This is a genomic window from Cupriavidus sp. 05N38 (assembly GCF_056397345.1).
Window position 1 is genome coordinate 81,248 of the sequence record NZ_JBFTNF010000012.1, and the last position, 24,805, is coordinate 106,052.

General features: G+C 66.0%; 19 protein-coding genes and 1 tRNA gene. 6 read left to right on the top strand and 14 right to left on the bottom strand.

What is annotated here, in order from left to right; genetic code table 11:
• Positions 1-429 precede the first annotated feature (429 nt).
• The gene (locus AC1DK4_RS11455) at positions 430-2,427 is read left to right on the top strand and encodes an acyltransferase family protein (protein WP_441613120.1); all 1,998 of its coding nucleotides are present in this window, start codon (positions 430-432) and stop codon (positions 2,425-2,427) included.
• Between the two features lie 69 nt (positions 2,428-2,496).
• On the opposite strand, the gene AC1DK4_RS11460 is transcribed toward AC1DK4_RS11455, so the two are convergent.
• Positions 2,497-2,575, bottom strand: a tRNA-Ile gene (locus AC1DK4_RS11460).
• A gap of 35 nt (positions 2,576-2,610) precedes the next feature.
• A complete protein-coding gene (gene rpoD / locus AC1DK4_RS11465) occupies positions 2,611-4,884 on the bottom strand; it encodes an RNA polymerase sigma factor RpoD (RefSeq protein ID WP_441613121.1) in 2,274 nt (757 codons plus the stop codon).
• On the opposite strand from rpoD, the gene AC1DK4_RS11470 reads away from it, so the two are divergent.
• Complete coding sequence (locus AC1DK4_RS11470; protein WP_441613122.1) at positions 4,874-5,269, top strand: hypothetical protein; 396 nt, start codon at positions 4,874-4,876, stop codon at positions 5,267-5,269. The two genes, rpoD and AC1DK4_RS11470, sit on opposite strands and share 11 nt — an antisense overlap.
• Positions 5,270-5,377: 108 nt before the next feature.
• Here AC1DK4_RS11470 and dnaG read toward each other — a convergent pair whose 3' ends face one another.
• The 4 genes from dnaG to AC1DK4_RS11490 form a co-directional block, all read right to left on the bottom strand.
• A complete protein-coding gene (gene dnaG / locus AC1DK4_RS11475) occupies positions 5,378-7,192 on the bottom strand; it encodes a DNA primase (protein WP_441613123.1) in 1,815 nt (604 codons plus the stop codon).
• A gap of 238 nt (positions 7,193-7,430) precedes the next feature.
• On the bottom strand, positions 7,431-7,880 hold the full coding sequence (locus tag AC1DK4_RS11480) for a GatB/YqeY domain-containing protein (RefSeq protein ID WP_441613124.1): 450 nt from the start codon (positions 7,878-7,880) through the stop codon (positions 7,431-7,433).
• A gap of 129 nt (positions 7,881-8,009) precedes the next feature.
• A complete protein-coding gene (gene rpsU, locus AC1DK4_RS11485; protein WP_017226050.1) occupies positions 8,010-8,222 on the bottom strand; it encodes a 30S ribosomal protein S21 in 213 nt (70 codons plus the stop codon).
• Between the two features lie 110 nt (positions 8,223-8,332).
• Positions 8,333-9,607 (bottom strand): BaiN/RdsA family NAD(P)/FAD-dependent oxidoreductase, encoded by a 1,275-nt coding sequence (locus AC1DK4_RS11490; protein WP_441613125.1) that lies wholly within the window; start codon positions 9,605-9,607, stop codon positions 8,333-8,335.
• Positions 9,608-9,769: 162 nt separating this feature from the next.
• Between AC1DK4_RS11490 and tsaD the strand changes: the two genes are divergently transcribed.
• Positions 9,770-10,798: a tRNA (adenosine(37)-N6)-threonylcarbamoyltransferase complex transferase subunit TsaD gene (tsaD, locus tag AC1DK4_RS11495; protein WP_477131536.1), complete on the top strand. Its 1,029-nt coding sequence runs from the start codon at positions 9,770-9,772 to the stop codon at positions 10,796-10,798.
• Between the two features lie 58 nt (positions 10,799-10,856).
• Here tsaD and folE2 read toward each other — a convergent pair whose 3' ends face one another.
• The 4 genes from folE2 to AC1DK4_RS11515 form a co-directional block, all read right to left on the bottom strand.
• On the bottom strand, positions 10,857-11,660 hold the full coding sequence (gene folE2, locus AC1DK4_RS11500; RefSeq protein ID WP_441613127.1) for a GTP cyclohydrolase FolE2: 804 nt from the start codon (positions 11,658-11,660) through the stop codon (positions 10,857-10,859).
• Between the two features lie 250 nt (positions 11,661-11,910).
• Positions 11,911-13,821: a 1-deoxy-D-xylulose-5-phosphate synthase gene (dxs, locus tag AC1DK4_RS11505; RefSeq protein WP_477131537.1), complete on the bottom strand. Its 1,911-nt coding sequence runs from the start codon at positions 13,819-13,821 to the stop codon at positions 11,911-11,913.
• 57 nt (positions 13,822-13,878) lie between these two features.
• Positions 13,879-14,799 (bottom strand): polyprenyl synthetase family protein, encoded by a 921-nt coding sequence (locus AC1DK4_RS11510; protein ID WP_441613129.1) that lies wholly within the window; start codon positions 14,797-14,799, stop codon positions 13,879-13,881.
• Entirely contained in the window at positions 14,796-15,095 is a 300-nt protein-coding gene (locus tag AC1DK4_RS11515) for an exodeoxyribonuclease VII small subunit (protein WP_441613130.1), read from the bottom strand. Before AC1DK4_RS11515 ends, AC1DK4_RS11510 begins: the two co-directional genes overlap by 4 nt.
• A gap of 353 nt (positions 15,096-15,448) precedes the next feature.
• Between AC1DK4_RS11515 and AC1DK4_RS11520 the strand changes: the two genes are divergently transcribed.
• The 3 genes from AC1DK4_RS11520 (at position 15,449) to AC1DK4_RS11530 (ending at position 18,497) form a co-directional block, all read left to right on the top strand.
• Positions 15,449-16,552: an aromatic ring-hydroxylating oxygenase subunit alpha gene (locus tag AC1DK4_RS11520; RefSeq protein ID WP_441643183.1), complete on the top strand. Its 1,104-nt coding sequence runs from the start codon at positions 15,449-15,451 to the stop codon at positions 16,550-16,552.
• Positions 16,553-16,650: 98 nt separating this feature from the next.
• A complete protein-coding gene (locus AC1DK4_RS11525; RefSeq protein WP_441613132.1) occupies positions 16,651-17,571 on the top strand; it encodes a DMT family transporter in 921 nt (306 codons plus the stop codon).
• A gap of 68 nt (positions 17,572-17,639) precedes the next feature.
• Complete coding sequence (locus AC1DK4_RS11530; protein WP_441613133.1) at positions 17,640-18,497, top strand: sulfurtransferase; 858 nt, start codon at positions 17,640-17,642, stop codon at positions 18,495-18,497.
• A gap of 4 nt (positions 18,498-18,501) precedes the next feature.
• Here AC1DK4_RS11530 and AC1DK4_RS11535 read toward each other — a convergent pair whose 3' ends face one another.
• The 4 genes from AC1DK4_RS11535 to polA form a co-directional block, all read right to left on the bottom strand.
• Complete coding sequence (locus tag AC1DK4_RS11535; protein WP_441613322.1) at positions 18,502-19,335, bottom strand: ZIP family metal transporter; 834 nt, start codon at positions 19,333-19,335, stop codon at positions 18,502-18,504.
• Between the two features lie 130 nt (positions 19,336-19,465).
• Positions 19,466-20,338, bottom strand: coding sequence for a dienelactone hydrolase family protein (locus AC1DK4_RS11540; protein WP_441613134.1), 873 nt, complete (start codon positions 20,336-20,338; stop codon positions 19,466-19,468).
• A 93-nt stretch (positions 20,339-20,431) separates the two neighbouring features.
• Entirely contained in the window at positions 20,432-21,757 is a 1,326-nt protein-coding gene (locus AC1DK4_RS11545; protein WP_441613135.1) for an NAD(P)/FAD-dependent oxidoreductase, read from the bottom strand.
• Between the two features lie 227 nt (positions 21,758-21,984).
• A complete protein-coding gene (gene polA, locus AC1DK4_RS11550; RefSeq protein ID WP_441613136.1) occupies positions 21,985-24,804 on the bottom strand; it encodes a DNA polymerase I in 2,820 nt (939 codons plus the stop codon).
• Between the last annotated feature and the right edge of the window lies 1 nt (position 24,805).

Here is a 24,805-nt window from a genome sequence, read left to right on the forward strand (position 1 = left end):
GCCATGCATCCCGGTCTCAACAAGTAGCAGCAGTGGCCAAGGTCCAATTCACGGCAAAGCAAGCAGACGAGCACGACCTTCCCGAAGGCGAGCCCGCAGCCAGCGATGCCAACTCTCGTATTCGCTTGCGCAAGCTTCCCCGGCAACGTTCCTGCCTGAGCGTTCGCGCGATCGGTGACGCCGATCGATGTCCCCTGCAAGGGATGACTGCCCAGGCACGCGAAACGCACCCCATCGGATATTCCGCACAAGCCCGCGCCGCACGCACGGCCCGCTGCCTTCGGGCAGCGCAGCGGCGCTGGGCGAGATATCACTGCTACGCGTGCGCCGCGCTCATCGATATCTGGCTTCCTCGCATTCCGGGAAATACAAACGGTATTTCACGGAATGTCCCGGGACATTCCCGGCCAAGATAAGAATTCACTGACAATGCCTCCCCCATACAGATCCGAAATAGACGGACTAAGAGCGCTCGCCGTCTTAAGTGTCATCCTCTTCCATGCCGGCATCGAGCGAGCTTCCGGAGGATTTGTCGGCGTCGACGTCTTCTTTGTCATATCGGGATACCTCATCACCTCCCTGGTACTCAAGGAAGCAGGGGAAGGAACATTTTCCTTACGCGCGTTCTATGAGCGCCGCATTCGCCGGCTGCTGCCGCCGCTTATCCCGGTATTCTTTCTCACATGGGGATGCGCATTCTTCCTGCTGAATGCCACCCAGTTCAAGAGTTTCAGCAAGAGCGCATATGCCGCGCTCGGCTTTGCCTCCAACTGGTATTTCCTGTCTACGGTCGGATATTTCGAAGGCCCCGGGGAATTCACGCCGTTGCTGCATACATGGTCCCTGGCCATCGAGGAACAGTTCTATTTCCTCTTCCCCTGCATCTTGTTGCTGCTGCTCAAGATGAAGGGCAAGTGGCTGGCCTTCGGCGTGGCGCTGGCGGGCTTGCTCTCCTTCGCTTATGCCTGCACCCTCATCGGAGACGGGCTGGTCGACACGGCCTTCTACAGCTCCCTGTCGCGCTTCTGGGAATTGCTGACAGGTGCCCTGCTCGCAACCGTTGTCGTCTCCGGGCCGCGCCGCGCCATCGTGGCCGACACGATGGAGTTGGCGGGCGTGGCGATGATCATCGCACCCGTCTTGATGTACACGGACAGCACGCCATTCCCGGGCGCGTTCGCCCTGCCGCCGACCATCGGCGCCGCCTTGATCATCGCGGCGTTCGGGCGTGGCCGCCTCGTGGCACCGATGCTGAAATCACGGCCCATGGCCGGGATCGGCCTGATTTCGTATGGCCTGTACCTGTGGCACTGGCCGATTCTCGTCTTCGCACGCACGGCAAAGCCGTCGGACGACAACAAGTTCATCTTCGCCAGCCTGTTGGCAACGCTGCTGTGTGCCGTCATTTCCTACCACTACGTCGAGAAACCCATACGGACGAAAGCCGCTGCTCCCGCGACGAAGGATGTCTACGCGCTTTTCCTGGCTTTCACCACGTCGATGCTGGTGGTGGTGGCGATTGGCGCGAGTCCGTTCGTCAAGGATTATCGCTACAGCGCATTTGCCCAGATCCGCAAGGCCCTGTATTCCGGCGGCAAGGCGCAGGTCATCGCCCATATCGAGGATGAGGAAGCCTACTACCTCGACACGTTGAATCTCAACTACGACGGCGAATCGGGAGACTATGATCCCGCTCAGGACAGCCGCTGGACATGCAGCTATGACTACGACAACAGCCCGGAACGGATCCTTCGCTGCCTGACCTCGCAGGCAAAAAGGCATAACGTCCTTGTCATGGGCGACAGCGTTGGCCGCGATACCTTGCACGCCTTGCAGCGAGGATTCCCGGCGCTGAATTTCATCATGCTGCATCAATCCTCGTGCCCGCCCGGGGACCGTCCCAAGCGGGTCGGCGGCGTCATGTGCTTCCCCGACTCCGCCGACCTTCTCGCCCAGCTGAAGAAGCGCATCCACATCGATGCGATCGTGATCAATTTCAGCTACGTCCCCGAGAACTGGGAAAACGTCGAGCCGGGCCTGGTCGCGGCGAAGACGGTGACGGACGACGTGGTCATGCTCGGCGTGTCGCCCATGTTCTACCTGCCGATCTCCCGGTACATCAAGTCGTTGCCGAAGAACGTCCCCATACCGCAGACGATCCCGGAGGCCGACACCAGCCTGACGCGCTGGAACTATCACGATATCGCGCATGAGGCGCAGTCGATGGCAGCCCGGCATGGCATCGCCTTCGTCGGTGTCACGGATATGTTCTGCCCATCGCAGCAATGCAGGCTCTGGATAAACGGTCGGCACGACAAGCCTCTTTTTATCGATCAGGAACACCTGACCAACGAAGGCATCGACGTATTTGCGCGCTTCCTGGAATCGCAACCGGTGCTGGCCAGGGCGCTCGAGCGGGCAAGCTAGGCGAGCGCTGATCTTCGCGCAATGGAAAAAAGAAAAGGCCCCACAGCAAGCTGTGGGGCCTTTCAACATTGGTGGGCCTCCCGTGAGTCGAACACGGCACCAACGGATTATGAGTCCGCTGCTCTAACCAGGCATGAGCTAGAGGCCCTGGAAAGTCAGACCGGCGCGCTGAGCGCGCTCCGGTCAGCTACCTTCGAGGAAACTCTTCAGCTTGTCGGAGCGGCTCGGGTGGCGCAGCTTGCGCAGCGCCTTGGCTTCGATCTGGCGAATACGCTCGCGGGTGACGTCGAACTGCTTGCCGACTTCCTCCAGCGTGTGGTCCGTGCTCATTTCGATGCCGAAGCGCATGCGCAGCACCTTGGCTTCGCGCGGCGTGAGCGAGTCCAGCACGTCCTTGACGACGTCGCGCATGGAACCGTGCAGCGCCGCTTCGGCCGGGGCCAGCGTGTTGGTGTCTTCGATGAAGTCGCCCAGATGGGAGTCGTCGTCGTCACCGATCGGCGTTTCCATGGAGATCGGTTCCTTCGCGATCTTCATGATCTTGCGGATCTTGTCTTCCGGCATCTCCATCTTCTCGGCCAGCGTTGCCGGATCCGGCTCGTTGCCGGTTTCCTGCAGGATCTGACGCGAGATGCGGTTCATCTTGTTGATCGTTTCGATCATGTGCACCGGAATACGGATGGTGCGCGCCTGGTCGGCGATCGAACGGGTGATGGCCTGGCGGATCCACCACGTGGCGTACGTGGAGAACTTGTAGCCGCGACGGTATTCGAACTTGTCCACCGCCTTCATCAGGCCGATGTTGCCTTCCTGGATCAGGTCGAGGAACTGCAGGCCGCGGTTGGTGTACTTCTTGGCGATCGAGATCACGAGACGCAGGTTGGCCTCGGTCATTTCACGCTTGGCTTCGCGGGCGCGCTTCTCGCCTTCGGACATCTTGCGGTTGACGTCCTTCAGTTCCTTGAGCGGCAGCACCACGCGCGCCTGCAGGTCGATCAGCTTCTGCTGCAGTTCGTGCACGGCCGGCACGTTGCGCTCGACGATGGTGCTGTAGCCCTTGCCGTCGTCGATGATGGTCTGGATCCAGTCGAGGTTGGTCTCGTTGCCCGGGAAACGGGCGACGAAGTCCGCGCGCGGCATGCCGCACTTGTCGACCACGATCTTGAGGATGGAGCGCTCGAACTTGCGCACTTCGTCCACCTGGCCACGCAGCGTGTCGCACAGGCGCTCGACATTGCGCGCGGTGAAGCGGATGCTCATCAGCTCGGCCTGGATGGCTTCCTGGGCCTTGACGTAGGCCTTGGACTTGTAGCCTTCCTTCTCGAACGAGCGGCGCATCTTGTCGAACTGCTCGGCGATGACGCGGAATTTCTCCAGCGCGGCCTGCTTCAGTTCTTCGAGCTGGCGTGCCGAAGCGGCCAGGCCGCCGGCGTCGTCGTCCTCGTCGTCCTCGGACTCTTCGTCGTCGGACTCCAGGTCTTCCTCCTCGGCGGCGGCAGCGGCTGCCACCGGCGCGGGGGCGGCGGGAACGTCATCGGCGTTGGGATCGATCAGGCCATCGACGAATTCGTCGATCTTGATCTCGTCGCTGGCAACGCGCTCGGCCAGGGCCAGGATTTCGGAAATGGTGACCGGGCAAGCCGAGATCGCCATGACCATGTCCTTCAGGCCGGCTTCGATACGCTTGGCGATTTCGATTTCGCCTTCGCGCGTGAGCAGCTCCACGGTACCCATTTCGCGCATGTACATGCGCACGGGATCCGTGGTGCGGCCGAATTCGGAGTCCACGGTGGACAGCGCCGCTTCGGCTTCTTCCTCCGCTTCTTCCTCGCTGGTGGCCGACGGTGCGTTGTCGTTGAGCAGCAGGGTYTCCGCGTCGGGCGCYTGTTCGTAGACRGCGATGCCAATGTCGTTGAGCGTGGCGACCAGSGTGTCGATCGTTTCCGAATCGACCATGTCGTCCGGAAGGTGATCGTTGATTTCCGCGTAGGTCAGGTAACCGCGCGACTTGCCCAGCTTGATCAGCGCCTTGAGCTTCTGGCGGCGAGCTTCGAGTTCTTCCTCGGTGCCCTGCTGGGTCGAGGCGAACTCCTTGAGCAGGGCCTTTTCCTTGGCCTTGCGGTCACGGGCCTTCTGCTTTTCGGTCTTGGGCGCCGCAGCAGGTGCTGCTGCGGGCATATCATCTTCGTAAAGCTCTTCAGTCACGTCGTCTGTGGTGCTGTCGTCGTGCTGCATGCCGGCCTTGGGCTTGCGGCCACGCTTCTTCGGCTCCGGCTTGACTGCCGGAGCGGCGGGACGCTCGGATGCAACGGGGGCGGAAGTGGTGGCAGGTGCCGGGGCCTCCGACTCGGGGGCGGCCGACTTGGCGCCTCCGGTCTTGGCACTGGCTGCTGCCGCTCGCTTGCTCTCGACTTCGGTAATCTGCTGTTTCGCCACGGTGATACTCTTGCCTTTCACTGGTACAGATGCGGCGTACTTGCCGCTTGTATTGGCGCTATCGCCGCTCTCGCGTGCCGAAGTCGAGGGCCTCAAATTTTCGGATATGCGGGTTCCGGAGGAAGTGCTCGCAGCGGGCGCCTTGGCGCTCCGAGCGGTCTTAGCTGGCACAGGCTGGGCGGGCGTCTTGACTGACGCGGCTGACGTCGCAGCCGCCGTTGATTTCACGGACGCCTTGCCGCTCCCCGCTTGGGGAGCTTTAGTGGAAACCTTTTCGGTTGCTTTGGCCTTTGCCATTGGCACGCTCACTTTCACCAGAACTGGAGAGAAAGATTTCGCTATCCAAACCGACTATTGTAGCACGTTGCAGCTAGCCGGCTTCCCATCAGGTGAGGTTTTCACCTGAAAAATCAAGGCTTAAGCTCAAAACGACCAGGCCAAGCCTTCACTTGTTCCTAATGCATCCACCGCCACGCCCGCTTCGGCGCACCTCGCCGGGCAGGCCTGGCGGCGCCTATCCCAGCTGCCGCCGGCGGTTGATCTCGCTGACCAGCCAGCGCATGCGGCTCTTGGCGGCCTCATCGGCCGTGCCCGCGATCACCGCCGCCTGCAGGCCATCGAGCTCGCGCCGCAGCGGCTCCGCCAGCAGCTTCGCGATGGCCGCGTCGAACTCCTGCTCGGCGGGCTCCTCTTCGATCTCTTCGCGCAGCACGGCCGCGCGCACATTGGCATAGACCTCGGCGTAGGGCGACTGCGCCAGATGCTCGCTGAAGGCCGCGAAGTTCACTTCGCCACGCAACTCGTCGCAAGCGGACACCAGATGCGCGAGGACTTCGGCGCCGGCCTGCTCGTCTTCCAGCAACAGTGCGCGGCTGTCGGCGTCGAGCCGGGCCGAGAGCTGCGGGTAGCACATCAGCAGCTGCAACACGCGCTGCTCGAGCCCCGTGGGCGCCTGACGCTTGGTGCGGGGCCGCGGCTGCGCGAACCGGCCTACCCGCGCCGGGTCGCTGGCCAGGCCGCAGACCGCCTCGATCTCGGCCGGCGTGGTGCCGGTGGCATCGGCCAGCTCGCGCACGATCTGCAGGCGCAGGCCCCCGGCCGGCATGGCCTGCAACAGCGGCTTGGCCTCATACTGGGCGCGGGCGCGGCCTTCTGGCTGGCGCAGGTCCTGCCCCTCGGCAACCACCTGCAGCAAGAAGCGCGACAGCGGCATGGCGTCGCGCACCTGGGCAGCGAAGGCATCGGTCCCCTGTTCGCGCACATAACTGTCCGGATCGTGTTCGGCCGGCAGGAACAGGAAGCGGATGGTCTTGTTGTCCGCCACGTAAGGCAGGCAGGCTTCCAGGGCGCGCCGCGCGGCCCGGCGCCCCGCGGCATCGCCGTCAAACGAGAAGACCACCGCGTCGGTCTGGCGCAGCAGCTTCTGTACGTGCACTGCCGTGCACGCGGTGCCCAGCGTGGCAACCGCGTTGGCAAAGCCCAGCTGGGCCAGCGCGACCACATCCATATAGCCTTCGACCACCAGAACGTAGCCGGTTTCCCGGATCGCATGGCGCGCCTCGAACAAGCCATAGAGCTCGGTGCCCTTGCTGAACAGCGGCGTTTCGGGCGAATTCAGGTACTTGGGCTCGCCCTGCCCCATCACCCGCCCACCAAAGCCGATGACCTGGCCCTTGGTGTTGCGAATGGGGAACATGATGCGGTCGCGGAAGCGGTCGTAGCGGCGCGGCTTGCCGTCGGCATCGCGTTTTTCGCTGCTTTCGATCAGCAGGCCAGCCTCCACCAGCGGCCCCGCGATGGCGTCGTCGCGGTAGCTGCCGAATACGGCTTCCAGCCCCTGCCAGTCATCCGGCGCATAGCCGAGGCCGAAGTGCGCGGCGATCTCGCCGGTCAGCCCGCGGCCCTTCAGGTACTGGACCGCCTGGGGCGCGCCGCGCAACTGCTTGCGGTAGAACTCGGTGGCGCGCGTCATGGCGTCCGACAGCGCCAGCGAACGTGCCTGCTGCTCGGCGCGCTGGGCCGGCGGCAGGCGATCGCGCTCCTCCGGCACCGACAGGCCGACCGATTGCGCCAGCTCGCGCACGGCATCCGGATAGCCCTGGCCGGAGTATTCCATCAGGAAGCCGATGGCCGAGCCATGCGCGCCGCAGCCGAAGCAGTGATAGAACTGCTTGGTCGGCGACACCGTGAACGACGGCGACTTCTCGTTGTGAAAGGGACACAGCCCCATGAAATTGGCGCCGCCCTTCTTCAGCTGCACGTATTTGCCCACCACGTCGACAATGTCGACACGGTTGAGCAGGTCCTGAATGAAGGATTGCGGAATCACCCGGCTGTTCGTCCTTGTGCCGAACCGCCCGTCGGGAGCGGGCGGCGGCGATATGATGGCGATGAAAAGCGTGACCGGAACTGCGCTTTCCCGGCCCTTAACTCTATATTGTAGTGCAGACGCAACGGATTGCAGGGAGCTCCGGCGAGGGGTAGTGGCCCGAATGCGACGCAAGACATACTTTTGCAGCGCATCGATGAGCGGCCGCCCGTCGCCCCGGGGCAGCATGCATTGCCGCTCAGCGCGGGGCCAGCGCGGCCTTGACCAGGCCGGAAACCGCCGTCATGTCGGCGCGGCCTGCCAGGCGGGGCTTGAGCACGGCCATCACCTTGCCCATATCCTGCGGGCCGGCCGCGCCGCTCTCGGCCACGGCCTTCTGCACTTCGGCGGCCACTTCGGCGTCGGACAGGGCCGCGGGCATATAGGCCTTGAGCACTTCCACCTCGGCGCTTTCCTTGTCCGCGAGATCGGTGCGGCCGGCTTGCGTGAACTGGGTGATGGAGTCCTTGCGCTGCTTGATCAGCTTGTCGATCACGGCCTGCACGGCGGCATCGTCGAGCTCGATACGCTCATCCACTTCCTTTTGCTTGATGGCGGCCAGCAGCAGGCGGATGGTACCGAGGCGCTCGGACTCGCGGGCACGCATGGCGGCCTTCATGTCATCGCTGATACGGGCTTTGAGGGACATGGCAATCTTCCAGATAGAGTGATGCGGGACGGGGGCGACCGGGGAACACGGCCTGCCGCGCGGCCGCCAATGCAAAAACCCGCCGGGGCCTTGCCCGCAGCGGGTTCTGACGCAGATGCGAAGGTACGGTCAGTACAGCTTCTTCGGCAGCATCTGGCTGCGGATGCGCTTGTAGTGGCGCTTCTCGGCAGCGGCCTTCTTGCGCTTGCGCTCGGCCGTCGGCTTTTCGTAAAACTCGCGAGCCCGCAACTCGGTAATCAACCCATTCTTTTCGATGGTGCGCTTGAAACGGCGCATGGCGACTTCAAACGGCTCATTGTCTTTAAGGCGGATGGTAGTCATGTGCTGAAATATGTAGCAGCGGTTAAACGGTACTGCGAGGTTTTTGCGAAAGCGCAAAGTTTAGCACAGGGGTTGTCAAGTCCGCATTGCAGGAAATCGCAGGGCGCAGCCTAGGCAGCGCCCTGTCCCGCGGCCCGTGCGATTTCCGCAACAGACTGGCCTGCGGCCACCCCGGATGCCCACGCCCACTGGAAGTTGTAGCCGCCCAGCCATCCGGTCACGTCGACCACTTCGCCGATGAAATAGAGATTGGGCACGGTACGCGCCATCATCGAGCTCGACGACAAGCCGCGGGTGTCCACGCCGCCAAGCGTCACCTCGGCCTTGCGGTAGCCCTCGGTCCCGGACGGCACCAGTTGCCAGCCGTTGAGCGCCGCGCCGAGCCGGCGCAGGGACTTGTCGGGCATGTCGTGCAGCGGCTGGGCGCCGTTCAGGCCGGCCGCCGCGCACCAGGCGTCGGCCAGCCGCGCCGGCAGGCGCTCGGCCAGGAGGTTGGCCAGGTGCTTGCGGCTGCTGCCCTTGTGCTCCAGCAGCCAGTCGCTCGCATCGTTGCCGTCGAACAGATCGATGGTGATGGGCGTACCCGGCCGCCAGAAACTGGAAATCTGCAGCACGGCGGGGCCGGACAGGCCACGGTGCGTCCACAGCAGGTCTTCGCGGAAGGCGCCGGCGGCCTTGCCGCCGCCGGAGGCGATGTCCACCTCCATCGAAACGCCGGCCAGCGGCGCGAACGGCGCCCAGCCCTGCCCGTCGAAGGTCAGCGGCACCAGCGCGGGGCGCGTCTCGACCATGCCGAGGCCGAACTGGCGGGCGATCCGGTAGCCCAGGTCGGTGGCGCCGATCTTGGGAATCGACAGGCCACCGGTCGCCACCACCAGCGCGCCGGCCCGGATCGGCCCCTGCGTGGTCATCACCAGGAAATCGTCGCCTTCGCGGCGCACCTCCTCGACGCTGCAACCGGTGCGCCAGGCCACGTCGCCAGCCCCGCATTCGGCGCCCAGCATGTCGATCACCTGCTCGGCGCTGTCGTTGCAGAACAGCTGGCCGCGGTGTTTTTCGTGCCAGTCGATCTCATGGCGGCGCATCAGGCCGAGGAAATCCTGCGGCGTGTAGCGCGCCAGCGCCGAGCGGCAAAAGTGCGGATTGCCAGACAGATAATTGGCCGGGCCAGCCTGCAGGTTGGTGAAGTTGCAGCGCCCGCCGCCGGAGATGCGGATCTTCTCCGCCAGCTTCGTGGCGTGGTCGACCAGCACCACGTTGGCGCCGCCCTGCCCCGCCACCGCGGCGCACATCATGCCCGCGGCCCCGGCGCCGAGCACCGCCACGTCGAAGCGCCCGGCGCGCGCGCTACCCTGCCCGGCTCCCGTGGTCTGCCTGCTGCTCATGTCCATCCTGCCTGCTGAAGAAGCGGCGATTGTAGCGAAAAGCGGGGCCAGCGCCGCTGTGCTACCCTGCTGGCCTTGCGCCAGGCCACCGCCCACACGGGCCGCGGCCTGCGCCAACCCCTTGATTTGCCGGCCCCGCCCGAGGCCGGCCCGGCGCTTCCCATGCTTGTCCTCGGCATCGAATCCTCCTGCGACGAAACCGGCCTGGCCCTCTACGACACCGGGGCCGGCCTGCTCTCCCACGCACTCCATTCGCAGATCGCCATGCATCGCGACTACGGCGGCGTGGTGCCCGAACTCGCCTCGCGCGACCACATCCGCCGGGTGCTGCCGCTGCTGCAGCAGATCCTCGGCGAGGCCGGGCGCACCCGCGCCGACATCGACGCGATCGCGTTCACGCAGGGACCCGGCCTGGCCGGCGCGCTGCTGGTAGGGGCATCGGTCGCCAATGCGCTGGGCTTCGCACTCAATGTGCCGATGCTCGGCGTGCACCATCTCGAAGGCCACCTGCTGTCGCCGCTGCTGACGCGCGATCCGCCGCCCTTCCCCTTCGTTGCCTTGCTGGTGTCCGGCGGGCACACGCAACTGATGGAGGTGCGCGGCATCGGCGACTACACGCTGCTGGGAGAAACGCTGGACGACGCCGCCGGCGAAGCCTTCGACAAGACCGCCAAGCTGCTCGGCCTGAACTATCCGGGCGGGCCCGAGGTATCGCGGCTGGCCGAATTCGGCACGCCCGGCGCCTTCGCGCTGCCGCGGCCGATGCTGCATTCGGGCAACCYGGATTTTTCCTTTGCCGGACTCAAGACGGCGGTGCTGACGCAAACCCGCAAGCTCGGCAATGTGTGCGAGCAGGACCGCGCCAACCTGGCGCGCTCGTTCGTCGACGCCATCGTCGACGTGCTGGCCGCCAAGTCGATGGCCGCGCTCAAGCAGACCGGGCACCGCAGGCTGGTGGTGGCCGGCGGCGTGGGCGCCAACCGGCAGTTGCGCGAGCGGCTGAACCAGCTCGCCGCGCAGAAGAAGATCGAGGTGCATTACCCCGACCTGGCGTTCTGCACCGACAACGGCGCGATGATCGCCTTCGCCGGCGCGATGCGCCTGCAGGCCGCGCCGCAGCTGGCGCAGCGCGACTACAGCTATGGCGTGACGCCGCGCTGGGAACTGTCGGATATCCGGCTGCCGGCCTAGCGCCCGGCAGGTCCGGCGGACCGCATGCTGCCTGCGCCCGCCGGCAGCATGCAGACGATCAGGCGACCCGCTTGTCCCGCTCGATCACGGCGTAGGCGCTGTGATTGTGGATGGATTCGAAATTCTCCGCCTCGAGCACGTACGCCACGATGCGCTCGTCCGCATTGAGGCGCATGGCGATGTCGCGCACTAGGTCCTCGACGAACTTCGGATTTTCATAGGCGCGCTCGGTGACGAACTTCTCGTCCGGGCGCTTGAGCAGGCCCCACAGCTCGCACGAGGCTTCTTCCTCGGCCATGCGCACCAGCGCCTCGACCGGCAGGTCGCCCGCCAGCTCGACATTCATGGTGATGTGCGAACGCTGGTTGTGCGCACCGTACTGCGAGATCTTCTTGGAGCACGGGCACAGGCTGGTGACCGGCACCAATGCCTTCAGCGATACCTTGGCGGCGCCGTTGCGCACTTCGCCGACCAGGGTGACCTCATAGTCCATCAGCGATTGCACGCCCGATACCGGCGCGACCTTGTTGATGAAATACGGGAAGGTGACTTCGATGCGGCCGGCCTCGGCCTCGAGCTTGAGCAGCATCTTGTCGAGCAGCCTGCGGAAGGTGGCCGGTTCGAGCGGCTCGCGCTCTTCCTCGAGCAAGGCCACGAAGCGCGACATATGCGTGCCCTTCTGGTCGGCGGGCAGGTGCACGTCGAGATTGAAGGTGCCAACGGTGGCCTGCACGCCAGCCGGCGTCTTCAGCGACAGGGGATAACGCACGCCTTTCACGCCGACCCGCTGGATGGGGATCTGGCGGGTGTCGAGGCTCGACTGCACGTCGGGCATCACGAAGGCGGGATTGATGTCATTCATACCGGATTCCTAGGTTTCCTCTACGGTCGCGGCATTTTTCGCAGACAACACTGCCGCGCAACGAGTGTGAAACCGCGGGCGACGGCAACCCATGCCTCCCGCAGCTGCGAACACAGAACGTGGGATTCTAAGTGAAATCGCCCGGGGCTGCCCGGGCGGAGACGATACCCGCACACGGAGCGCGGGGATGCGCAGGGGGATCAGCGCGCGGCAAGCGCACGCCCGCCGGCAGCGGGCATGCGGGGCAGGATCAGGCCGCGCGCGTGGCGACCGTCGCCGCGGCCAGGTTGAAGCGTTCGCGCACCGAGTGCTCGATGCCGGCAGCGTCCAGCCCGCACTGCGAGAGCAGGAAGGCGGGGTCGCCGTGGTCGACGAAGCGGTCGGGCAGGCCGAGCTGCAGCACCGGCACCGCGACACCGGCAGCGGCCAGCGCTTCGAGCACCGCGCTGCCCGCACCGCCCATCACGCAGCCTTCTTCGACGGTGACGAGATAGTCGTGCTCGCGCGCCAGCTTCTTCACCAGCTCTTCATCGAGCGGCTTGACGAAGCGCATGTTGGCCACCGAAGCGTCGAGCGCCTCGGCCGCGCCCAGCGCAGGATGCAGCATCGAGCCGAAGGCCAGGATGGCCACGCGCTGGCCGGCGCGCGCGCCGCCAGTGCGGCGCATCTCGCCCTTGCCCACCGGCAGTGCGGTCAGTGCCGCCTCGGTCGCCACGCCGGCGCCCGCGCCGCGCGGATAGCGCACGGCGGTCGGACAATCCTGCTGGAACGCGGTGGTCAGCAGCTGGCGGCATTCGTTCTCGTCGGCCGGCGTCATCACCATCATGTTGGGGATGCAGCGCAGGAAGGCGATATCGTAGGCACCCGCGTGGGTGGCGCCGTCGGCGCCGACCAGGCCCGCGCGGTCCAGCGCGAACACCACCGGCAGGTTCTGCAGCGCCACGTCGTGGATCAGCTGGTCGTAGCCGCGCTGCAGGAACGTCGAATAGATCGCCACCACGGGGTGCAGGCCCTCGCAGGCCAGGCCGCCGGCGAACGTCACCGCGTGCTGCTCGGCGATGCCCACGTCGTAGTAGCGGTCCGGGAAGCGCTTCTYGAACTCGACCATGCCCGAGCCTTCGCGCATGGCCGGCGTCACCGCCACCAGGCGCGAATCGGCCGCGGCCATGTCGCACAGCCAGTCGCCGAACACCTGGGTGTAGGTCTTGCGCGCCGGCTTGGCCGACGGGCGGATGCCTTCGGCCGGATTGAACTTGCCCGGGCCGTGGTACAGGATCGGGTCGGCCTCGGCCAGCTTGTAGCCCTGGCCCTTCTTGGTGACCACGTGCAGGAACTGCGGGCCGCCCCCTTCGAGGGCGCGCTGGCGGATGTTCTGCAGCGTCGGCACCAGCGACTCGAGGTCATGGCCGTCGATCGGGCCGATGTAGTTGAAGCCGAACTCTTCGAACATCGTCGCCGGCACCATCATGCCCTTGGCGTGTTCCTCGAAGCGCTTGGCGAATTCCAGCACCGGCGGCGCCACCGACAGCACGCGTTCGATATGCTTCTTGGTCGAGGCATAGAACTGGCCGCTCATCAGGCGCGCGAGGTGGCGGTTGAGCATGCCGACCGGGGGCGAGATCGACATGTCGTTGTCGTTGAGCACCACCAGCAGCGGCAGGTCCTTGTAGACGCCCGCATTGTTCATGGCTTCGAAGGCCATGCCCGCGGTCATCGCGCCGTCGCCGATCACGGCGATCGCTACGCGCTTCTCGCCCTGCGTGCGCGCGCCCAGCGCCATGCCGAGCGCGGCCGAGATCGAGGTCGAGGAATGGGCGGTGCCGAAGGTGTCGTATTCGCTTTCCGAGCGGCGCGGGAAGCCCGAGATGCCACYCCACTGGCGCAGCGAATGCATGCGGTCGCGCCGTCCGGTCAGGATCTTGTGCGGGTAGCTTTGGTGGCCGACGTCCCATACCACGCGGTCCTCGGGGGTGTCGAACACATAGTGCAGGGCGATGGTCAGCTCGACCGTGCCGAGATTGGACGACAGGTGGCCGCCGGTCTGCGACACGGATTCGAGCACGTAGGCGCGGAGTTCATCGGCCAGCGTCTGGAGCTGGCGCCGGTCCAGCCTGCGGAGGGCGGCGGGGTCTTCTATGGTTTTGAGCAGTGCGTAGGTCATAATGTCCGTTCGGCGGCCGGATTCTTGTGCCCGGTTATCGGTTTTCTGCTTATCAGTTCAATTCGAGCGCAGCACGATCAGATCGGCCAGTTCGCCCAGGCGTTTGGCGCGCGCGCCGAACACCGCCAGCGCCTCGTGCGCCGAGGCGCGCAATTTCGCTGCCAGCTCGCGGGCGGGCTCGAGGCCCATCAGCGAGACATAGGTCGGCTTGTCGTTGGCGGCATCCTTGCCGGCGGTCTTGCCCAGCGTGGCGGTATCCGCAGTCACGTCGAGGATATCGTCCACCACCTGGAACGCCAGCCCAACAGCCGCGGCATAACGGTCGAGCGCGGCCAGGCCGGCTTCGTCCACCTTGCCGCAATAGGCGCCCATGCGCACGCTGGCGCGCAACAGGGCACCGGTCTTCATGCGGTGCATCGCTTCGAGTTCATCCAGCGACATGGCCAGGCCGACGTGCTGCAGGTCGATTGCCTGCCCGCCCGCCATGCCGACCGAGCCGGAGGCCCGGGCCAGTTCCGCCACCAGGCGCATGCGCGCGGCAGCATCGAGCGAGGCCAGCGAAGCCGATTCGGCCAGGACCATGAACGCCTGGGTCTGCAGCGCGTCGCCTACCAGCAGCGCCGTCGCCTCATCATAGGCCTTGTGCACGGTGGGACGCCCGCGACGCAGGTCGTCGTCGTCCATGCAAGGCATGTCGTCATGCACCAGCGAATACGCGTGGATCATCTCCACCGCGCAGGCCGCGGCATCGCAGGCCTCGGGTGTGGCACCAGCCACTTCGCCGGCAGCGTGCACCAGCAACGGCCGTACTCGCTTGCCGCCGCCGAGCACAGCATACCGCATCGCGTCATGCAGCTTGCCGGGCACGGTATCGACGGCGGGCAGCTCGGCCTCGAGCGCCGTTTCGGTCCTGGCGCCCCGGGCGCGCATCCAGCCGGCGAAATCGCCGGCGTCGAGATTCTGCCTGGATTCGCTCATTCCTGCTCTCCCGCCATCGTGGCCTCGGCCGGGGCGGACTTCAGTACATCGCCCTCCAGCACCTTGACCTGCTGTTCCACGCGCTCGAGCGTCTGCTGGCAATACCTCACCAGCTCCGCGCCGCGCTTGTACGCCGCCAACGAATCTTCCAGCGGCAGTGCCCCGCCTTCCATGCTGGCCACCAGTGCCTCCAGTTCGGCCATGGCGGCCTCATAGGATGCGGGCGTCGCGGTGGCGGACCGCTGGTCGGCCGAGGCCGGATCGGCCTGGGCCGGGGAGCTCGTAGTCTTGGGCATTGCGGACATTGAATCTGGGGAAGCTGGGATTTTACGCCAAAGCGCGAGATTGGCCCCATCCATGCATGCGTGTGTGCATGGCGTTGCCGGAAAGTGACTTGTGCGCTTGGGTCGTCTTTCCGAATGCGCCCGCAACCGCACCCCCATGACGACCCGGGTCGACTTTTTCGCTAAAAAGGCAAAATAATCAGTCCCTTAACATTTTGGCTCGGGTACAATCCGCGGTTCGTCAGCGCGATCTCAACTCCACGGCCGGGAAGCAGGCCTGGGCGCGACTGACTGTCTTTCCCAAATCGATTTCTTTCGATGGTTGGGTTGTTCACTGCTTTCGCCTGTCATAGGGAGTGGGGATAATGTCCAATCTCAGCACCGCGCTGAAACTGGTGCCGGCTGATTCGCAACTGCCCGTCAACGTCTACTTCGACGAGGCGCTGCATCAACAAGAACTGGAACTGCTGTTCAAGAAGGGCCCCGGCTACGTCGGCCATGAACTGATGGTCCCCGAAGCAGGCGACTACCAGGCGCTCGCCGCCGAGGAAGAGGGCCGCATCCTGGTCCGCAACCCGGATGGAATCGAGCTCCTGTCCAATGTCTGCCGCCACCGGCAGGCCATCATGCTCAACGGCCGCGGCAATACGCCGAACATCGTCTGCCCGCTGCATCGCTGGACCTACGACCTGAAGGGCGAACTGCTCGGCGCGCCGCATTTCGACAAGCAGCCGTGCGTGCACCTGAACCGCTCGCCGCTGCAGAACTGGAACGGGCTGCTGTTCGAAGGCCAGCGCGACGTGCGCGCCGACCTCGCCCGCCTGGGCGTGGCCGAAGACCTGGACTTCGACGGCTACATGCTCGACCACGTCGAGATCCACGAGTGCGACTACAACTGGAAGACCTTCATCGAGGTCTATCTGGAGGACTATCACGTCGTGCCGTTCCACCCGGGCCTGGGCAGCTTCGTTTCCTGCGACGACCTGAGCTGGGAGTTCGGCGACTGGCACAGCGTCCAGACGGTGGGACTGCACGCCGGGCTCAAGCGCCCGGGCAGCCCGACGTACCAGAAATGGCACGAGGCGGTGCTGCGCTTCAACAACGGCGTGTTGCCGAAGTACGGCGCGATCTGGCTGACCTACTACCCCAACATCATGGTGGAGTGGTACCCGCATGTGCTGGTGGTTTCGACGCTGCATCCGCTCGGACCGAACAAGACGCGCAATGTGGTGGAGTTCTACTACCCCGAGGAAATCGTGCTGTTCGAGCGCGAATTCGTCGAGGCCGAGCGCGCGGCCTACATGGAAACGTGCGTGGAAGACGACGAGATCGCCGAGCGCATGGATGCGGGCCGCAAGGCTTTGCTCAGGCGCGGGGTCAGCGAAACCGGCCCGTACCAGTCCCCCATGGAAGACGGCATGCAGCACTTCCATGAATGGTATCGCCGCGCCATGTCCTTCCAGGACTGATCGCCTGGCGGCCGCCACCGTGGCAAAAGCCCCAAAACCGATGAAACGGACCGCCCCGGCGGTCCGTTTTCTGTTCATTCCTCCTTTTCGCCCCCGCCATGCAATCGCTCTGGATGCTGTTCGCCGCCTTCGCCTTTTCCTTGATGGGGGTGGGCGTCAAGCTGGCGTCCGAGCTGTACACCACGGGCGAGATCGTGTTCTACCGCAGCCTGGTGAGCGTGATCATCATGTGGGTGGTGCTGTCATCGTCGGGCGTCTCGGTACGCACGCCGCACATGGTCATGCATATCAAGCGCAGCCTGTTCGGCGTGACCGCGCTGCTGCTGTGGTTCACCTCGATCACGCTGCTGCCGCTGGCCACGGCGATGACGCTGAACTACATGTCGCCGGTATGGATCGCCCTGATCCTGGGCGCCGGCGCCGCGCTGACCGGCACCGGCGGCGCCGACCGCAAGCTGATCGGCGCCATCCTGATGTCCTTCGCCGGCGTGCTGTGCCTGCTGCAACCGTCGGTGGGCCACGATCAGCTCACCGGCGGCCTGATCGGCCTGATCTCCGGCATCTTCACCGCGCTGGCCTATGTGGAAGTGCGCCAGCTCGGTCAGCTGGGCGAGCCCGAGGGCCGCATCGTGTTCTATTTCTCCGCGGTGGGCATGGTGGTCGGGCTGGCCTGGATGCTGTTCAGCGGCCACAGCGCGCATAGCTGGCACGGCGCGGGCCTGCTGCTGGGGATCGGCGTGCTCGCCACCCTGGGCCAGACCGCCATGACGCGCGCCTACAAGCGCGGCAACACGCTGCTTACCGCCAACCTGCAATACGCCGGCATCGTGTTTTCCAGCCTGTGGGGCATGCTGGTCTGGAGCGACAAGCTCAACTGGCTGTCGTGGCTGGGCATGGCCCTCATTATCGCCAGCGGCATCGTCACCACCCTGACGCGCGCGCGGGAGGGTTCCAACCAGCAGCCCACGCGCAATACCCCGGTCAAGTCGGCGGAGGCCGAAGTCCACCCCGAGGTGTAGCATCCAACGTGGCGCGCCGTGCCCGTCCCGCGTCGCGCCAGAGTGCTTTCACAACCAGAGGCTATTCCATGTTCACCACCCTGATTTCCAGCCAGGACCTGCGCGCGCTGCGCGAAGACAGCGGCCGCCACAGCGTCGTGATCGACTGCAGCTTCGACCTGGCAAACCCGGCCGCCGGCCGCGAGTCCTACCATGCCGGCCACCTGCCGGGCGCCTTCTACCTGCACCTGGACAATGAACTGTCCGGCGAGAAGACCGGCAGCAACGGCCGCCATCCCCTGCCCGACCCCAACGCGCTGACCGCGCGCCTGCGCGTGCTCGGCGTCAACGAAGACAGCCAGGTGATTGCCTACGACGCCCAGGGCGGCATGTATGCGGCGCGCCTGTGGTGGCTGCTGCGCTGGCTGGGACATGAGGCGGTGGCGGTGCTGGACGGCGGCAAGAACGCGTGGGTGGCAGCCGGCCTGCCGCTGGAAGCGGGCAGCACGCCCGAGCCCGCGACGGCGGGCACGCTCACCGGCAAGGCATCGCTGGCGGCAACGGTGGACGCGAACCTGGTGCTTGCCAATATCGACGAGCGGGGCCGGCTGGTGGTGGACGCCCGCGCGCCCGACCGCTTCCGCGGCGAGAACGAGACCCTGGATCCGGTCGGCGGACATATTCCCGGCGCGGCCAACCGGTTCTTCAAGGACAACCTGCTGGCCGACGGCAGCTTCAAGTCCGCCGCCGCGCTGCGGCAGGAATTCACGCAGGTGCTCGGCGCCAGGCCGGCCAGCGAGGCCGTCATGCAGTGCGGCTCCGGCGTGACCGCCTGCCACAACCTGCTGGCGCTGGAAGTGGCGGGCCTGCGCGGCGCCGCCCTGTACCCGGGCTCCTGGAGCGAATGGTGCGCCGATCCGGCCAGGCCGGTGGCGAGCGGCGCGTAGTTCCTTAACGGACCGACGCCACCGCGCCGGCGTGGCGGTGGCCATGCCCCTCGTGCACGCCGTTGGTGATGAAGACGATGGCGCAGATGCCGGTTGCCACCAGCACCACCTGGATGATCGATTCGCGCCAGCGCGGCTTGCGCTGCATCTGCGGCATCAGGTCGCTCACCGCGATGTAGACGAAGCTGCTTGACGCGATCACCAGCACGTAGGGAATCCAGCCGCTCATCTGGTCCAGCAGGTAGTAGCCCACCAGGCCGCCGGCGATGGCCGCCAGGCTGGACAGCAAGTTGAACGCGAAGGCGCGCGCCTTGGAAAAGCCGGCATTGAGCAGCACGATGAAATCGCCCACTTCCTGCGGGATTTCATGGGCGGCGATGGCCAGCGCGGTGACCAGGCCGATATGCGGGTCGGCCAGGAAGGCCGCGGCGATCACGATGCCGTCGGCGAAGTTGTGGAAGGTATCGCCGACCAGGATGGTCAGGCCGCTGCGCCCGGCTTCCTCGCGGTCATGGCCGTGGTGATGGTGGTGCCCGTCGCCCTCGTGATGGTGCGAGTGGCGCAGCAGCGCGATCTTCTCCAGCAGGAAGAAGCCCAGCAAGCCGGCCAGCAGCGTGCCGAACAGGGCACGCGGATCGGCCCCCGACTCGAACGCCTCGGGCAGGGAATGCAGCAAGGCGGTAGCCAGCAGCACCCCGACCGAGAAGCTCACCATGCGCTCCACCACGCGCGAGGCCACCGTCAGCGACAGCAGGGCCGCCCCGAAGATACTGCCCACCCCCGAAATCGTGGCAGCTAGCAGGATGTAGACAAGGGTGGAATCGATGATGGGCTCCAGGGATCGGCTATGCGCCCCCTGGGGAGCCGCATCGATCTCAAACGCAACAGTGTTGCAAGAAACGAAGCCCGCATTGTACGTAGATTGGCGCCGACTTTGCAAATGCGTCGTACGGCGCCCCGCGCGGCGCCTAGACGCCGCGCTGCTTGAACCAGGTCAGGCAGTGTTGCCAGCCGTCCCTGGCATCGGCCTCGCGGTAGCTTGGCCGGTAGTCGGCATTGAAGGCATGCCCGGCATCCGGATAGACCACGAAGACCGACGCACGGGCGTTGGGATTGTCCGTCGCCGCCAGGGCCGCCTTCATCCTGGCCACGTGTTCCTGCGTGATGCCGGTATCCTTGCCGCCGTACAAGCCCAGCACGGGCACCTCGAGTTCGGCTGCCAGGTCGGACGGGTTCTTCGGCTTGAGCGGGTTCGGCTCGCCTACCAGCTGGCCATACCAGGCCACGGCGGCCTTCAGTTGCTTGCTGTGCGCGGCATACAGCCAGGTGATGCGCCCGCCCCAGCAGAAGCCGGTGATGGCCAGGCGGCTGGTATTGCCGCCATTGGCGGCGGCCCAGGCCACGGCTGCATCGAGATCGCCCACGGCCTGCTCGTCGGGCACCTTGGAGACCAGCTTGGCCTGCAGTTCCTGGATGGTGCCGAAACTGGCCGGATCTCCCTGGCGCGCAAACAGCTCGGGCGCGATGGCGAGGTAGCCCAGCTTGGCGAAGCGCCGGCAGATGTCGGCGATATGCTCGTGCACGCCGAAGATCTCGCTGACCACCAGCACCACCGGCAGGTTGGTCTTGCCCTCCGGCTGGGCGCGGTAGGCAGGCATCTGGAAGCCGCCCGAGGCGATGGTGACCTCGCCGGCGGTCAGCCCGGCGAAGTCGGTCTTGATGGCCTGCGCCATCACCGGCAGGGCGGCCGCGGCAAACGCCGAACCCAGTGCCGTCTTGACGAACGTCCGGCGGTCGAAGGACTGGCCGGGTACAAGGCTTTCCACTTCTGGCTTCAGCATGCGGTCTCCTGCTTGGAGAGTGGGCGGGAGACCGATTCTAAGCAAACATGGCGTGAAACGCACGCGGCGGGGCAAGAGGGCTGTCGCCCCCCGTCAGTGGAGCTTGACGCGCGGGCTGGTCTTGCTGCGCAGCCAGTGGGTGACGGTGTCCAGCCCCATGCGCACGGCGCCGTGCAGCGCCAGCACATGCATGCGGTACAGCGAGCTGTACATCACCCGCGCCATCAGGCCCTCGATGAACATCGAGCCGCCGATCAGCCCGCCCATCAGGCTGCCGACCGCGCTGAAGTGCCCGAGCGACACCAGCGAGCCCAGGTCCTTGAACTGGAACGCGGGCAGCGGCTTGCCCTCGATGCGTGCGCGCAGCGCGCCGAAGAGGAAGGTGGCCTGCTGGTGCGCGGCCTGGGCGCGCGGCGGCACGGCCGTCTGCTTCTCCGGCCACGGGCAGCTGGCGCAGTCGCCGAAGGCGAAGATATCGGGATCCCCCTCGCTTTGCAGCGTGGGCTTGACCACGATCTGCCCCATCCGGCTGACCGGCAGGCCGAGACTGGCCAGCACCGGCGGCGCAGTGATGCCGGCGGCCCACACCGTCAGGTCGGCGTCGATGCGCTTGCCGCTGGCGGTCAGCACCGCATTCGCGGTGACCTCGGTGACGCGCTCGGCGGTGAAGACATCGATGCCCAGCTTGTGCAGCAATTTGGTGGTTTCGCTGGAGACGCGCTCGGACAGCGCAGGCAGGATGCGCGGGCCGGCCTCGATCACGTGGATGCGCACGTCGCGGCGCGGATCGAGTTGGTGCAGGCCGTAGGCGCTGAGCACGTGCGCGGTATTGCGCAGCTCCGCGGAGAGCTCGACGCCGGTTGCGCCGGCCCCGATGATGGCCACGTCCACGCGTGGCCGCCCGTCCTCGCCGACGCGTCCGCGCGCGTTCTGCGCGCGCACGCAGGCCGCGATCAGCCGGCGGCGGAAGCGCTCGGCCTGGGCCACGGTATCGAGGGCGATGGCGTTGTCGGCGGCGCCCGGCACGCCGAAGAAATGCGTGACGCAACCGATCGCCAGCACCAGGGTGTCATAGGGCAATTCGCGCGCGGGCAGCAGCTCCATGCCATCGAGATCGACGCAGGCGGCCACCGAGATGGTCTTGCGCGACCGGTCGACCCCGGTTAGCTCGCCCTGCTGGAACTCGAAGTCGTGCCAGCGCGCCTGCGCCACGTATTCGAGCTGGTGGGTGTTGGGATCCATGCTGCCGGCCGCGACTTCATGCAGCAGCGGTTTCCAGATGTGCGTCGGCGAGCGGTCCACCAGCACCACCTGCGCTGCCCCGCTCTTGCCGAGCTTGTCGCCCAGCCGCGTCACCAGTTCCAGCCCGCCTGCGCCTCCTCCCACTACGATGATGCGATGCGCCCTCTCTGTGCTCATGATCTACCCAGTGTCGTCGAAATGCTTATAGCCGCAGGGCCAGACGCGCGTCGGCCGGCATGGCTTTTCGCCAGTTTGCTGCACAGCAGCACGACTGGCAAGACGCCATTCACCGATTCAGCGGTCGCTTCAATCGAAACCAGAATGCAGGAATACCACCGCGCCGGCAATGCCGGCGCGCAGCCCATGTGTTGGGAAAAGCGCAGAGGCGGGAGCAGGCGCAGCGCTTAGTGCGCTTCCTCCCAGTTGCTGCCGCTGCCCACCTCGGCCACCAGCGGCACGCGCAGCTCCGTCACGCCGCACATCAGTTCCGGCAGCTTGACCTTGACCAGCTCCAGTTCGGCCTCGGGCACTTCCAGCACCAGTTCGTCGTGCACCTGCATGACCTGGCGCGTACCGAGCCCGTCGCGCTCCAGCCAGCCCTGCACGGCGATCATCGACAGCTTGATCAGGTCGGCCGCGGTGCCCTGCATCGGCGCGTTGATGGCCGCGCGCTCGGCGCCCTGGCGGCGCGGGCCGTTGCCGCCGTTGATGTCGGGCAGCCACAGGCGGCGGCCGAACACGGTCTCGACGAAGCCCTGTTCGCGCGCGGTCTGGCGTGTCTCCTCCATATAGCGCGCCACGCCCGGATAGCGCATGAAGTAGCGGTCGATGTAATGCTTGGCGGCCTCGCGCTCGATGCCGAGGTTGCTGGCCAGGCCGAACGCGCTCATGCCGTAGATCAGGCCGAAGTTGATGACCTTGGCGTAGCGGCGCTGCTCGCTGTTGACGGCGGCCTGTTCCACGCCGAAGATCTCCGCCGCGGTGGCGCGGTGCACGTCGGCGCCTTCGGCGAAGGCGCGCAACAAGTTCTCGTCGCCCGAGATATGGGCCATGATGCGCAGTTCGATCTGCGAGTAGTCGGCGGAGACGATCACGTTGCCGGGGCCGGCGATGAAGGCCTCGCGGATGCGCCGTCCTTCCTCCGTGCGCACGGGAATGTTCTGCAGGTTCGGCTCGGTTGACGCGAGCCGGCCCGTCACCGCGGTGGCCTGCCCGTAGCTGGTGTGCACGCGGCCCGTGGACGCGTTGACCATCTTCGGCAGCTTGTCGGTGTAGGTCGACTTGAGCTTGGCCAGGCCGCGGTAGTCCAGCAGCAGCTTGGGCAGCGGGTAGTCCTCGGCCAGCTTCTGCAATACCTCTTCGTCGGTGGACGGCGCGCCGCTGGCGGTCTTCTTGACCACCGGCAGCTTCATCTGGCCGAACAGGATCTCGCCGATCTGCTTGGGCGAGCCGAGGTTGAACGGCTGGCCGGCGGCCTCGTAAGCGGCCTTTTCCAGCTCCAGCATGCGCTGGCCGAGTTGCGCGCTCTGCGCGCCCAGGCGCTCCGCATCGATCAGCACGCCGTTGCGCTCGATCTTCTGCAGCACCACCGAGACCGGCATCTCGATCTGCTCGTAGACGTAGTGCAGCCCGCGCAAGGCTTCCACCTGCGGGTACATATTGCCGTGCAGGCGCAGCGTGACGTCGGCATCCTCGGCAGCGTACTCGGTGGCGCGCGCGATATCGATCTGGTCGAAGCAGATCTGGCTCGCGCCCTTGCCGCACACTTCTTCGTAGGTGATGGTCTTGAGGCCGAGCACGCGCTCGGCCAGGCTGTCCATGCCGTGGTTGCGGTGCGATGCCAGCACGTAGCTTTGCAGCATGGTGTCGTGCGCGACGCCGCGCAGCGCGATGCCGTGGTTGGCGAACACGTGCACGTCGTACTTCAGGTGCTGGCCGAGCTTGGCGCGCGCGGGGTCCTCCAGCCACTTGCGCATGCGTTCGAGCACGAACTCGCGCGCCAGCTGCCCGCGCGCTTCCAGGCCGGCCACGTCGGGACCGACGTGGGCCACGGGGATATAGACGGCCTCGCCCGGCTCGATCGACATCGAGATGCCGACCAGCTGTGCCTGCATCGGATCAAGTGAAGTGGTCTCGGTATCGATGGCCACCAGCGGCGCGGTTTCCACGCGGCGCATGAAGGCCTCCAGCGCGGCTTGCGTGGTGATGGCCTCGTAGCGGATCTGGGCCGGCGCCGGCGCGGCATCGAACAGGCCGCCCTGGGCCGGGCCCTCGGCCGCGCCGGGCACCGTGCCGTTGCCGGCCGGCAGCGGCTCGCCGGCGCGCGCGCGCGCCTGGGCCCGTGGATTGGGCAGGCTCTCGCCGGCGGCTTCGCGCAGCCAGGTCTTGAAGCCGTAGCGCCCGAAGAACTCGACCAGCTTGTCCTTGTCCTCGCCCGCATCCTTGAGCTGGTGGAAATCGGACAACGCGCTCTTCAGGTCGCAGTCAAGCTTGACCGTCACCAGCTCGCGCGCCTTGGGCAGCCATTCCAGCGTATTGCGCAGGTTCTCGCCCACCACGCCCTTGATGCCYGCGGCATTGGCCATGATGTCGTCGAGCGTGCCGTACTCGGCCAGCCATTTGACAGCGGTCTTGGGACCCACCTTGGGCACGCCGGGCACATTGTCCACGGCGTCGCCGATCAGCGAGAGATAGTCGACGATGCGCTGCGGCGGCACGCCGAACTTGGCCACCACGCCCGGCGGGTCCAGGATCTCGCCGCTCATGGTGTTGACCAGCGTGACATGCTCGTCCACCAGCTGGGCGAGGTCCTTGTCCCCGGTGGAAACCACCGTGCGCATGCCCTGCGCGGTAGCCTCCCGCGCCAGCGTGCCGATCACGTCGTCGGCCTCTACGCCCTCCACCACCACGATCGGCCAGCCCAGCGCGCGCACCGCGGCGTGGATCGGCTCGATCTGCCTGGCCAGGTCCTCGGGCATCGACGGGCGATGCTCCTTGTAGGCGGGATAAAGGTCGTCGCGGAAGGTCTTGCCCTTGGCGTCGAACACGCAGGCGCTATACTCTGCCGGGAAATCGTTGCGCAGCTTGCGCAGCATATTGATCATGCCGTAGATTGCCCCTGTGGGCAGCCCTTCCGCGTTCCTCAGGTCCGGCAGGGCGTGATACGCGCGATACAGATAGCTCGACCCATCGACGAGCAAGAGTGTTTTTGGACTATCCGACATT